The organism is Cellvibrio sp. ATLC23, assembly GCF_057196725.1.
This window is the reverse complement of sequence record NZ_JBXUOS010000002.1, coordinates 212697-225714: the sequence shown is the minus strand read 5'-3', so window position 1 is coordinate 225714 and position 13018 is coordinate 212697. Positions and strand designations below refer to the sequence as shown.

At 48.9% G+C, this 13018-nt stretch carries 10 protein-coding genes; 5 read left to right on the top strand and 5 right to left on the bottom strand.

Translation table 11 applies throughout. The features are described 5' to 3' along the window. Window positions 1–57: 57 nt before the first annotated feature. From AC2CG4_RS04010 to AC2CG4_RS03995, 4 genes are read left to right on the top strand one after another with little or no spacing between them, the layout of a single operon-like run. Window positions 58–2214, top strand: a complete 2157-nt coding sequence (locus AC2CG4_RS04010; RefSeq protein WP_484485044.1) for a TonB-dependent receptor plug domain-containing protein — start codon at window positions 58–60, stop codon at window positions 2212–2214. 56 nt (window positions 2215–2270) lie between these two features. Continuing rightward, window positions 2271–3089: a citrate synthase family protein gene (locus tag AC2CG4_RS04005; RefSeq protein WP_484485043.1), complete on the top strand. Its 819-nt coding sequence runs from the start codon at window positions 2271–2273 to the stop codon at window positions 3087–3089. 13 nt (window positions 3090–3102) lie between these two features. Next, window positions 3103–3936 (top strand): citrate synthase family protein, encoded by an 834-nt coding sequence (locus AC2CG4_RS04000; RefSeq protein WP_484485042.1) that lies wholly within the window; start codon window positions 3103–3105, stop codon window positions 3934–3936. Between the two features lie 59 nt (window positions 3937–3995). Next, window positions 3996–4718: an SDR family NAD(P)-dependent oxidoreductase gene (locus tag AC2CG4_RS03995; protein ID WP_484485041.1), complete on the top strand. Its 723-nt coding sequence runs from the start codon at window positions 3996–3998 to the stop codon at window positions 4716–4718. A gap of 84 nt (window positions 4719–4802) precedes the next feature. Here AC2CG4_RS03995 and AC2CG4_RS03990 read toward each other — a convergent pair whose 3' ends face one another. Together AC2CG4_RS03990 and AC2CG4_RS03985 are read right to left on the bottom strand one after the other, a co-directional pair. Continuing rightward, complete coding sequence (locus AC2CG4_RS03990) at window positions 4803–7340, bottom strand: GGDEF/EAL domain-containing response regulator (RefSeq protein ID WP_484485040.1); 2538 nt, start codon at window positions 7338–7340, stop codon at window positions 4803–4805. 109 nt (window positions 7341–7449) lie between these two features. Continuing rightward, window positions 7450–9270 carry a thiamine pyrophosphate-binding protein gene (locus AC2CG4_RS03985; protein WP_484485039.1) on the bottom strand — a complete coding sequence of 607 codons (1821 nt, stop codon included), beginning with the start codon at window positions 9268–9270 and terminating at the stop codon, window positions 7450–7452. On the opposite strand from AC2CG4_RS03985, the gene AC2CG4_RS03980 reads away from it, so the two are divergent. Continuing rightward, window positions 9241–9438, top strand: coding sequence for a hypothetical protein (locus AC2CG4_RS03980; protein WP_484485038.1), 198 nt, complete (start codon window positions 9241–9243; stop codon window positions 9436–9438). The genes AC2CG4_RS03985 and AC2CG4_RS03980 overlap by 30 nt on opposite strands. A gap of 108 nt (window positions 9439–9546) precedes the next feature. Here the strand turns inward: AC2CG4_RS03980 and AC2CG4_RS03975 are convergent, their stop codons facing one another. The 3 genes from AC2CG4_RS03975 to AC2CG4_RS03965 form a co-directional block, all read right to left on the bottom strand. After that, window positions 9547–10407 (bottom strand): ABC transporter ATP-binding protein, encoded by an 861-nt coding sequence (locus AC2CG4_RS03975; RefSeq protein ID WP_484485037.1) that lies wholly within the window; start codon window positions 10405–10407, stop codon window positions 9547–9549. An 86-nt stretch (window positions 10408–10493) separates the two neighbouring features. Then, entirely contained in the window at window positions 10494–11471 is a 978-nt protein-coding gene (locus AC2CG4_RS03970; RefSeq protein WP_484485036.1) for an ABC transporter permease, read from the bottom strand. Window positions 11472–11566: 95 nt separating this feature from the next. Next, window positions 11567–12964, bottom strand: coding sequence for a CmpA/NrtA family ABC transporter substrate-binding protein (locus tag AC2CG4_RS03965; RefSeq protein ID WP_484485306.1), 1398 nt, complete (start codon window positions 12962–12964; stop codon window positions 11567–11569). Window positions 12965–13018 lie beyond the last annotated feature (54 nt).

Here is a 13018-nt window from a genome sequence, read left to right as displayed (position 1 = left end):
TAAGTTGAGTGATATTGTCAGCGGAATGACACCGGCTTTTTTGAATAGGTTGTCATTATGCATGTGATAAGAATACGTACGACCTTATCAACGCTGGCATTTGTCTTTTGGGCAAATAGCCTGTGTGCTCAATCCGGGGATCCCATTTCCTCCGGTGATTTTTATAATCTCTCGCTGGCTGAATTAGGTCAGATTGAAATCTCGATAGCCACGGGCAATAGCACGCCGCTCGATCGTGCACCTGCGACAGCTACTGTTATCTCTTCGAGTGAAATCCTCGCTATGGGCGCGCGCAACCTCAATGAGGTGCTGGAGACAGTCCCTGGGTTGCATGTCTCTCTTTCTTCTCTCAGCCGGTTGGACTCTGTTTATTCCATTCGCGGTATTCATACTGGCTTTAATCCGCAAGTGTTGTTGATGTTGAATGGCGTTCCGGTGCAATACAACGCGCAGGGTGGCCGCCCCACTCTATTCCGTTTGCCGGTTACCAGTATTGAGCGCGTCGAGGTTATTCGAGGGCCTGGATCTGCAGTTTACGGTGCGGATGCTTACGCAGGGGTTATTAATGTCATTACTAAAGACGTGGGTGCGATTGATGCCACGCAAATGGGTGGTGGAGCTGGATCGTTTGATACGCGTGATCTGTGGCTGCAAACGGCGGGGGAGTGGAATGATATAGGTGTTGCACTGAGTGTTGCCTATCAGGAAAGTGGTGGCGATGATAAGCGCAGGGTGAGTACTGATTTACAGTCCGCATTGGATGCAGCCTTAGGCACTGAGGTGTCGCGAGCGCCAGGTGCGTTATCGACACGCTATAGCCTTCTCGATACGCATTTGGCGTTAACCAGCAAACAGGTCCATTTTAATCTTTGGAATTGGTATTCCAGAGATGCCGGTGTAGGAGTCGGGGCGGCACAGGCGCTTGATCCTGTTGGACGGGATGATAGTAATCTTTGGCTGGGGGATATTACCTATCATTTCAACAGCGATACCAGCGTATGGGATAACAGTATTCGAACGAGTTATTTTCATTACGATCAAGAGTCGCAATTTGTTTTGCTGCCGCCGGAATCACAATTGCTTATTGGCGGTGATGGCAATATCGATTTCCAAAACCCCGTGGGTTTAGTGAGATTTACCGACGGCTATCTCGGGCGCCCTGGGGGTATTGCCAAGGATGCCCAAGTGGATTTTGTCTCTATTTATAATGGGCGGGATGCACATCGTCTGCGGTTTGCCCTTGGTAGCCGCTATCAATCCATTGCACCGCGCGAACAAAAAAACTTTGGTCCTGGTGTTATTAATGGAACTGAGTCAGTTGTCGATGGCACACTCACCGACGTCAGTCATACTCCGAATGTATTTCTTCAGGACAGCTCACGCACCATTCGCTACCTATCGGTACAAGATGAGTGGCAGCTGGCGCACGCAGTGCAATTCACGGCGGGACTACGCCACGATGACTACTCGGATTTTGGCGCTACGACCAATCCCCGGATGGCCCTGGTATGGGCCGCCAGCGATAAGCTGACTACAAAGTTACTGTTTGCGAGTGCGTTTCGCGCGCCCTCATTTACTGAGCAGTTCAGTAAAAATAATCCGGTTTCACTCGGTAATCCCGATCTTCAGCCTGAGCAAATTGATACGGCTGAATTGAGTTTTGCCTACAGTTTTACGCCGGATCTAAATACCAACCTAACCCTGTTTGAATATCGCGCTAAGGACATGATCGAATTTATTCAGGATCAAAATGCTACTACCAAAACTGCTGATAATGCCCGTGATCAGGATGGCAGGGGGTTTGAGTTAGAGCTCAACTGGAAGCCGTCATCCGAGTTGTATTTTTCCAGCAGTTATTCACAGCAAGATGCGCGTGATGCCGACACAGATTGGGCAATTGCCGATGCGCCTGGGCAACAGCTCAAAGCTACTATCAATTGGGAGTTTTCTCCGCGCTGGTTTGTGCACGGGCAACTTCATTGGGTCGGTGATCGTCAGCGTCCGGCTGCCGATTTGCGGGTGGATATTAGTGATTACACACTCGTAAACGTAACGCTCAGGCGAAAAAAAATTACCCCTAATCTCGATGCATCACTTGCACTGCGCAATCTTACCGATGAAGACGCGCGTGAACCTAGCAGTGGTGAAGTTGCCGACGACTATCCGCTGGAGTCGCGCAGTATCTGGCTGGAATTACGCTACCGCTTTAATTAGTTCTGCGGTGTATGAATCTCCGCAATTTACTCACTAATCCCTAATGGAATAAGTTGATGTCAGAACCCCAACACGATCAAGTGCGCAGTCGTAATGAGCCTTTTGTCGAGCGTGTTGCCACTCGCATTTGGTACGAGCAGCCGAGCGATGATAATCCCTACATTGCCAACAGGGCTTTGTGTCATGGGTACGATTTATTTGAACTCATGGAAAAGCGATCGTTTGTCGATGTTTTCTATTTACTGTTTCGCGGTGAGCTGCCCACCAAAGCGGAAGCGCAATTGTTACAGATGTTAATGATTGCATTAATTAATCCAGGCCCGCGTCACCCGGCGACACGTGCGGCCATGAATGTTGGCGTTGGCAAAACAGATCCGGTGCACATACTGCCCATCGCATCTGCAATATTGGGTGGAGATTTTCAGGGTGGCGGTGAAATAGAACGTGCGATGCGGTTTTTGCGTAAACAACAAAAAACGGATCCGCACGTGTTTGCTGAATCGCTCACTCAAACAAATAACCAGTCCGATGTGGAGTCCGGATCTGATATTCCCGGTTTTGGTTCTCATCATGGTGGCGTACACCTATTGGCAAAAAATATTGCGGCACATCTTCGCCAATGTGAAGCGGCGGGTGCTGCGCTGCAATGGGGGTGCCAGTTGGCAGAGCAGCTTGAGCCGGGTGGTGTAGGCTGGTTAACCACGGGAATAGCCGCTGCAGTTTTTGCGGATCTTGGTTTTCAACCGCGTGCTGGCGGTAGTTTATTTCAATTGTTAGGTGCGCCTGGGCTAGTGGCTCATGGCCTTGAGTTGGCCAACAAACCTATCACTGCCATGCCTTTTATCAGCGACGAAAACTATGTCATTGAGCGATAGCGGTAAAACCATAATGACGACTACTCATAGTGATCCTGCGGTGATTGAGTATCTTGATCGGCGCCGAGGAAAAATTATCAGTAATACCGGTGGTTGGTTTCCGGGAACGGGTGTTTTTAGTCATGGCTATTCCATGCTTGAAGAGCTGGTAGGTAAAAAATCCTATTTTCAAATTTTGATATTAAACGCAACCGGACGTTTAGTTGAGCGTGAACTCGCCGATTGGATTGAAGCTGTGTACGGTTGTTTAAGTTGGCCGGACCCGCGCATTTGGTGTAATCAAATTGGTGCATTGGCAGGTTCCGCCCGAGCGTCAGTTGTTACAGGAACGTCAATGGGAGTACTTGCGACTGACTCGCGCTCTTATGGTGTTTTACCGCTAATTGAGGGTGTTAACTTTATTCAAAATGCGTTGCTGCGACATCAGCAGGGATCCACCGCGAGTGACATAGTGCGTGAAGCCGCATCTGCGCGTGGCGGCAAACCTTATATAGTTGGATATATTCGCCCTATCGCGAAAGGTGATGAGCGGCTTGAGGTGATGGAGAAAGTTGCCAAAAAATTGTGCATGTCGATTGGCGAGCATTTAGCATTGGCCTATGCAATTGAAAAGGTACTTCTAGAAACTTACGACGAAGGTATGAATATTAATGGCTATGTTTCTGCAGTGTTATCCGACTATGGCTTTTCTGCACAGCAGACGTATCAGATGTTTTCGACATTGGTCGCCAGTGGTGTGACCGCCTGTTATTTGGATACTTACCATCGCCCACCAGATACTTTTTTACCGTTGCGTTGTGATGATATTGATTATCAAGGTGTTACAGCGCGTTCTGTTCCTGATTAATTCCTTGTTATATTTTCCCTTTTTCTTTTCCGCAATTTATTTTTAATCGAGAAATCATTATGCAAAAAACAGCGTTAGTTACTGGTGGCAATTCCGGTATTGGTTATGCGACGGCAAAACTGTTAAAAGCCAAGGGTTACGATGTGACTATTTGTGGGCGCAATAAGGAGCGCGTCGAGCAAGCTGCGGTGGAGTTGGGGGTAAATAGTGTTGTGGCCGATATGGGGAGCGCAAGCGACGTAATCAAATTGGCAGGGCACTTTGAGGGAAAATCGCTTAACGCTTTGGTGAACAATGCGGCGATTGCACGCTTTGCCCCGTTGGCATATTGCACCAGTGATGACTTCGATGAGTTTATGAATACCAATGTGCGCGGGCCTTTGGATTTAATTAAAGGTGTGTTGCCTGCGCTGCAAAAAGTGGGTGGTAGTATTACTAATGTCTCTTCTGCTGTTGTGAATAATGGTTTGGCGAATGCAGCGCTCTATGCAGCAACCAAAGGTGCCTTGGAGGCATTTACCAAAAGTCTTGCGATTGAATTTGCTCCTGTCGGCGTGCGCATTAATGCAGTTGCACCCGGTGCAATTGATACACCAATTATTACTAAGTTAGGTCTTGATGAGCAAATGCAGGCTGCAGTAAAAGCCCATATGGAGACGACCATTCCATTGGCTCGCTTTGGTCGTGCCGACGAGGTGGCTGAAGTGATTGTGGCGCAGTTGGAATCGAGTTATACCACGGGCGCAATTTGGGCTGTTGACGGTGGTGTAAACGTGACTTGATGTTGTGTAATGTCGATTGTTCTGCCGGCTGCATCGCAATCATTGCACGAATAACTCACGTGCAATGATTGCCTTGTAAAGCTGTCAACGGGAGCGTTTGCTGATGGCGTGTTGAGTAAACAGTTGAGTGATGGGTAATGGATGGCCAATGTGATAACCCTGCACAAAATCCACGCCCATGGTTTTTAAAATATCGAGTATCGCTTCGTTCTCAACGTATTCTGCGACCGCTTTTTTACCTAGCGCCTGAATGACCTGAATCATGGAGCGCACTAGCGTTTGGTCAATCGTATCGCGGTGTAAGTTTTGAATAAACGAACCATCGAGTTTAATGTAATCCGCCGGTAAATCTTTCAAGTAAGCAAAACTACTAAAACCAGAACCAAAATCATCCACTGAAAAGCTACAGCCCAACTTGTGTAGCTCGGCAATCACCCGCTGGGTGATGTGCAGGTTAAACAAGCTTGCGCTTTCGGTGAGCTCAAAGGTGATGCGCTTGGGATCCACTCCCGTCTCTTTTAAATTTTCCAGAATGGTCGGCACCAGGTTTTCATCTTTAAAGGCCTGTGCAGAGAGATTGATCGCGATATGATTCAGCTCTGGGTGCGCTTTTAAATTGCGTGTCGCCAGTTTAATAATCCAGCGATCCAACAAATGCATTTCTCCTGCCGCTTCCAGTGCAGGAATAAAACTATTGGGGCCAATGATTTTGCCATCGGTTTCTATCAGGCGCACCAATGCTTCGTAATAGGACACTTTATTGTTTTTAATATCAAAAATCGGCTGGAAATAGAGTGTCATTCGATCATCGGAAATCGCCTTACGCACTTTCTGCGACATGTTAATCGAGTTGCGCAATTCATCGCTTTCACTATCGAGAGGGTCGTATTGATGAATCAAATTTCGCCCGCGCCCTTTGGCGACATAGAGCGCTATATCGGCACGCATTAAATGTTCTTCGGCATTATTGGTGCTGCCGTCAATTAAGGTGAGGCCGATACTGCTGCCGAGGTTGACGCGCTGCTCATGCATTTGAAAACTGAACTCGCTAATAATCTGCTGAATGCTACGGGCAAACTCGTGTGCTTCGGTGCTGTGAATGTCGCGCAATAAGATGGCAAATTCATCGCCGCCCAAACGGCAGAGGATATCGGCACCGCGAATGCGCTTGCTCAATAGGTGCGACATTTCGCGCAGTACTTCATCGCCTTTTTGATGGCCGAAGGTGTCGTTAATGACTTTGAAATGATCCAGATCTAAATACACCAGCGCGTGTTGGCGCTTGTTGCGCACCGAATCGGCGGTTAATTGCGCGAGTGTGGTTTCAAAAAAGTGGCGGTTGTACAAACCGGTGAGCGAATCGTGCATGGCTAAATATTTAAGTTGCTCTTGCGATTCGCGCCGCTCGGTAATGTTATCCAAACACACAGTTAAATTGCCCTGTTGTTTGCTATTGCTGGAGCGGCTGATTTTTAATTGCGCCCACAATTTCTGATGACGATTGTTGCTTAAGCAAATCTCGATTTCCGGGCAAGGTTTATTCTGTAGCAGGGCTTTGCGAATTTTGTTTTGGAACAGCGAGAACTGCGCCAGATCTTCCGGAGCAATAAAGTTTTCCAGTGGCTGGCCAATGCATTCACTAATGGGGTAACCCATCATGGTTTCCCATGCGCGATTGAGGTAGCAAATTGCAAAATCCTCATCTAGCTCCATTACCACTGACTGTAAATCTTCGAGTAGTTGATGGTGGTTTTGGTAGAGTTGGCGGTAGGCTAGCTCGCGCTCTTGCAGGGATTTTACTCGCGCGGCAAATTGCGCGTTGCTCACTAAAAAGTCGTCGCGATGAATGGCGATATCACAGACTTTGCGCAACTGTTCAGCGCGAAACGGTTTGGGTAAAAAATCGACGGCACCGAGCAACATTAACTCTTCGGCCTGATCGATAGTGGTGTGCGCTGTCATAATCACCACTGGCTGATTGGGATCAATGCTTTGGATTTCAATCAATATATCGCGCCCGGATAATTTGGGCAGCATCACATCGAGCAAAACCAAATCGTGTCGTCTTTGCACCCAGGCGCGCAGGCCAGTGTCACCTTCGTAGGCAACTTCAATGTCGAATGAGGGCGAGAGTACACGCTTGATTAAATCGGCGGTGTCCGGTTCATCTTCTACCACCAGCAAGCGTGGCTTATGGGTACCGCTATACTCGCGCTGGGTAAGTTTGTTGATGGCCGCTGGTAGTTGTTTGATGTGATCGAGAGGCAGTAGTTGATTGATGCCATATTCGCGCGCGGTAACTTCGGCAATGCGTTCACACCAGGTGCTGGCGATAATAATAATCGGTAGATCGGCGCGGCATTTTAGAATGCCGCTGCGCACCAAGCGCGATAAGCGCCAGCCGTCCATGTCGGCGGTATCCACATCGACTATTAATACATCAACTGGCTGTTGGCGAAGCGCGCGTAGTGCTTGCTGTGCAGAATCTACGCAGGTGTACTTATTGAGCCCAGCCGAACGTAAACTGCCGGTAATGGCAGTCATCGCGTGGCTGTCGTTATTAACGATAAGGAGGTTAATAGGCGAGCTTGGTTGATTGGATTGGGTGTTATCAGTTAACACTCGTCGGTCTCCGCATTAGTATCCTTTCAGCCTAGCATAAACTGCGAGTTCCTTTTCGCCTAGGTATGTTTTGCGTTAGAAGTTACCTCAATAATCAACCAGTTTAGTATTAACCTCCCGGTGTTGCAGAACCATTTACGGCGAGACCTTTGATGCGGTCGCCCATGGGTGGAATTTCATTGCGGTCGATGCGAACATCAAGCAGGGTGGGGCCATTTTTTTGAAATAATGCGGCGTAATCCAGCGCGTCTAATTGTTCTGGTGAATCGATTACTATGCCGTCTACGCCCATCGCCTGCGCCATGAGTGCGTAATTGACATCATTTAATTCCCAGCCGATAGATTCTTGCTGCCCGAGCATTTGCCCGTGCATCACCATGCCCATCGCTGAATCATTTAATACTAAAAAAACCACAGGCAGCTTTTGCTGGGCAGCGACGGTGATTTCTTGTGCGCTCATCAAATAAGAGCCATCGCCCACAATACATAAGGTAGGTGCAGCGGGATTGGCAATGGCAGAACCAATCGCGGCACCAATCGACCAGGCCATAGAGCCGTAGCCCATGGCGATACGATATAACCCTTCACTATTTGCACGAGTCAGGTAGTGGGTAGCCCAGGACCAACCATTACCGGCATCGACAAAAATGCGGGTGTTGTCGGGCAGTGTGCGGGAGAGATGTGACATCAGTCGCTGCGGTTTCACTGGGCTGGCGTTGGAGTAGCACTTTTCGGCATCGCTAAGGGTGAAAAAACCGCCGTTGGCATTTTCAGCGGCGGCGCCCGGCAGTGTCTGCCAGCGGCGCCCCCATTTACGCGCTTCGTGCACGCTTTTTACCAGGCGATCAAAGATCACATCGATATTGCCGAACACATGCAGGTTCGCCATGGGCGAGCGGGTAAAGTGCTCGATTGAGGAGTCGATGTGTACTAGCTTGGTATTGAGCAAGTCGTCCTTCCAGCCGCTAGTGCCCAGCTCGCCCAGCTCAGTGCCCACCGCCAGAATCAAATTCACTGCCGGGTTTTGCAGCAGGTTTTTGGCACTCTCGTGCCCGGCAAAGCCAAATACGCCGCGATAGAGCGGGTGATGCTCATCGACCCAGGTTTTGCCCATAGGGCCGGTGACAAACGCCGCGCCGGTCAGCTCGATAAACTCCATGATCTGTTTGCTGGCCTTGCCCACACCATTGCCTATGTACATGACGATGTTATCGACCCGGCCGAGTTTTTCGCACAGACGGGCGATGGCGGAGTCGTCGGCCATGGCGAAATCGTGCACTAATAAGTCGCTGTGGATATGGGCATTGATAGTTGCTGGTGCGCGCAGTACATCGGCGGGAATACTGATATGCACGGGGCCGTTGGGTTTGCGATGCGCCGCCATGATGGCCGAGACCAATTTGCTTTCAAGCTGTTCGTGGTGCGATACCAAGGTATTAAACTGGGTGACATAGCGGAACATACCCACGGTATCTATGGCGGTGCAGCTGGATTCCTGCAGGGCGCGTTTACCAAACTTGGGCAGTGGCGTTTGCGCGGTAATCACCAGCATGGGGACTTCATCAGCCAGCGCCGAGGCGACACCGGTAATCAGGTTGGTTGCGCCGGGGCCAGTAGTGGCGCAGACCACACCCATTTTCCCGCTTTCGCGCGCGTAGCCATCAGCCATAAAGGCAGCGCCGCATTCATGGCGCGCAACGACCAAACGCGGCCCTCCATTGCGCTCGCTGCGTGCCAGCGAGTTGAGTAGCGGTTCAATTGCACCACCCGGCACACCAAATACCTTATCTATACCCATTTGGGCGAGATAATCCACAATCAGGTCTGCATATGTTGTTGTTAGCTCGGACGTTGCTGCCGGAAGAGTGGGTGCAGCTGCCTGCGTTGAAGGATTGGAAAAATGAACGGGGTTGTTGATGAGCTGCAGCATGGAGTTCGCGCCTTGTTGCCAGAAGTGCGTGATCCATCACGGATGAGTGTCGTCAAAATATGCTGCATAATATATACCAATGATGAAAAATGCGCCAGACAAAAAAATAATCATTTCGGGCAATATTTGCTCACTCTATTTGCTGGTGAAAAAGTCAGCTTAGATTAAACATTTTCTTTGGGGCATAAAAAAGCCCCGGCAAACCGGGGCAAACAGAGGACCTGAGTGCATGCCAGATGCATCTGGCGCTGCACTTTTGGATAAGTTGGAGCGAAATCAGGCGACGCTTTTGGATTTCTCTGCGGCGTTTTTGTCCTGCTTCTTCTCGGCGCGTTTGACATCGATCGATTCAATTTTTTTTTGCTTCTCATACAGGAAGCGCAATACCGATGAGCGGTAGTGGTTGTATTCCGCATTGTCGGCCAACTCGAGGCGATTGCGCGGGCGCGGGAGGGGCACATCCAGAATTTCGCCCACGGTTGCCGCGGGGCCGTTGGTCATCATCACGATGCGGTCAGAGAGCAGCACGGCCTCGTCTACATCATGGGTGATCATGATGACGGTATTGCCCAGCTCATTTTGGATTTCCATCAGCGAGTCTTGCAGGTGCGCGCGGGTGAGGGCGTCAAGCGCGCCGAAGGGTTCATCCATCAGCAAGACCTGTGGCTCCATCGCCAGTGCGCGGGCGATACCCACACGCTGTTTCATGCCGCCCGATAACTCATCGGGGCGTTTGTGCAGCGCGTGGGTCATGTGCACTAATTCCAAATTGTGCTCAATCCACTCGCGCATTTCCGCTTTGGTTTTTTTGCCTTTAAATACACGTTTTACGCCTAGCTCGACATTTTCATAAGCGGTGAGCCACGGCAACAGTGAATGGTTTTGAAATACAACCGCGCGCTCTGGGCCGGGCTCGTTCACTTCGCGGCCATTTAGCATTACGCCGCCAGTGGTCGCTTGATATAAACCGGCGACAATATTTAGCACGGTGGATTTGCCGCAGCCGGAATGGCCAATTAGCGAAACAAATTCACCTTTTTTAATTTTCAAATCCACATTTTGCAGTGCGCAAAACGGGCCTTTAGGGGTGGGAAATTCAATGCCGACTCTACTCAATTCCAAATGGATCTGGTTCATGCTGGATTCCTCTGTAACAAACTAAAATAAATAAAATAAAGTGGTCAGGATTTAATAGGCAATTAACGTACCCAATCATGCAGTGGTTAACGAACCACTGCGCTCTTATCCCAGTTGATGTAGGTCTGCAGCATCAAAATAGTGCGATCGAGTAAAAAGCCAATCAGACCGATCACTAAAATGGCCAAGCAGATGCGGCTTAACGAGTCGGATGAGCCATTTTGAAATTCATCCCACACAAATTTTCCCAAACCTGGATTTTGCGAAAGCATTTCAGCGGCGATTAACACCATCCAGGCAATGCCGAGTGAAATGCGTAGGCCGGTAAACATCATCGGAATGGCGGAGGGCAAGACAATTTTGACTACGTGAGTAAACCATCCCAAGCGCAACACGCGGCTTACATTAATTAAATCTTTGCTCACACCTGCAACGCCGACCGCAGTGTTGAGCATGGTGGGCCAGAGCGAGCAGAGGCTAACGGTCAAGAGAGAAATGATGTAAGACTTGGAGAACATGGGTGCATCGGATACATACACCGCGCTCACCACCAGCGTGACCAATGGCAGCCATGCCAGGGGTGATACGGGTTTGAATAATTGAATCAGTGGATTGATTGCGTTATACAGCGGCTGGCTCAAGCCGATCATAATACCTACCGGAATAGCGATAATGGTCGCGACTAAAAATCCGGATAATACGGTTACCAAACTGGTTTCAATTTTGTCGAAAAAAGTGGGTCGGCCACTAAAGGGGCGTTCATCTAATTTTGCATTTGGGTCATTGGCGATGCGCTCAGCATTGCGCTTATCTTGACGCTCATAATACTTTTCTTCGCGCGCTTGTTCGGCGGTGTATTCATCCACCAAGTTGCCCCATTGCTCGAATACTTGTTGTGGCTGAGGGAAATCACCCAGCGAGGTTTTAATGTTCGGTGCAGCGGCGTGCCAAATCATTAAAAACAATGCGATACCAATCATGGGCATAACGGTTTTAACAATTAACTCTGCCCATTTAATGCCTTTGAGTTGTTCAATTTTTGCTACTGCGAGTGCGCTGTTCATAACCTTTCCTCTGCATGCCCGCTTAATGTGTGTGTAACCATTAAGCGGGCTTATATTTTTAATGCTTAACCATTAACACTAAACAATACGGCTAATTAAATTTGCTCATTACCTTTCAAACCAATATCAAATTGCTTGAGGTAGTCATTGGGTTTGGTGGCATCAAAAACTTTTCCGTCGATAAATTTAGTGTCTTCTGGTTTGCGGAAACCATCGGTCTTATCTAGCTCGGGGAAATCAGCTGCAGACATTTTCCCCTCGGCAATCAAATCCTTCACTGCTTGGCGATACACTTCTGGCAGGAACACTTTTTTCGCGGTTTCGGCGTACCAGCTATCAGGTTTTGGCTCGGCAATTTGGCCCCAGCGACGCATTTGGGTTAAGTACCAGATGGCATCTGAGTAGTAGGGCATATTGGCGTTGTAGCGGAAAAACACGTTAAAGTCGGGCAGTTTGCGTGTGTCGCCGCGTTCGTATTCAAAAACTCCGGTCATAGAGTTGGCGATAACTTTGTAATCTGCGCCCACATAGTGCGAAGCGGAAATCATTTTGGCAGCGGCAGAGCGATTGGCGTTGTTGTTTTCATCCAACCATTTGGCGGCGCGGATTAATGATTTCACTACACGAATATGGGTGTTGGGGTATTTTTCTGACCACTCTTTGGTAACACCAAATACTTTTTCAGTGAAGTTGCTGTGAATATCGTTGTTGGTCACAATCGGCACCCCAATGCCGCGGAACACTGCTTGTTGGTTCCAAGGCTCGCCCACCATATAACCTTTGATGGTGCCGGCTTCCAACGTCGCCGGCATTTGCGGTGGCGGTGTTACTGAGAGCAAAACGTCGGCTTTAATTTGGCCGGTGATATCACCTTTTGCTGGAGCGTAAAAACCAGGATGAATACCGCCCGCCGCTAACCAATAACGAATTTCATAATTGTGGGTTGAAACAGGAAATACCATTCCCATTGGAAATGTTTGGCCTACATCTTTGGCGGCCATAACGATCGGCTTTAATGCATCGGCTTTAATCGGATGAACTAATTTTCCATCGGCACCGACGGGAATATTTTTCTTCATTTTTTTCCAAACATCGTTAGCAACTGTTAAGCCGTTGCCGTTTAGATCCATTACAAATGAAGTCACTATATGTGCGTTGGTGCCGAAGCCGATGGTGGAGCCAATCGGTTGTCCAGCTAGCATATGTGAGCCATCCAATTCGCCAGTAATAACGCGGTCAAGTACCACCTTCCAGTTAGCTTGCGCTTCGAGTTCTACACTCAAGCCCTCGTCGTCGAAGTAGCCATTTTCATAGGCAACAGCGAGAGGGATCATGTCGGTTAATTTAATAAAACCGAATTTTAATGTGTCTTTTTCCGCCGGGCCGGTTTCGGCGTGTGCGCTGGTCAGCAATGAAAATGCAGTGGCAATTGCCAATGTGGTTTTTGCAAGCGGTCGCAATAAGCGTGAAATTTTATCTGTTGTTGTAGTGATGTTTTTCATCTCTTACTCCTGGCATCAATTAAAAAATTATCTGCAAAAAAATAA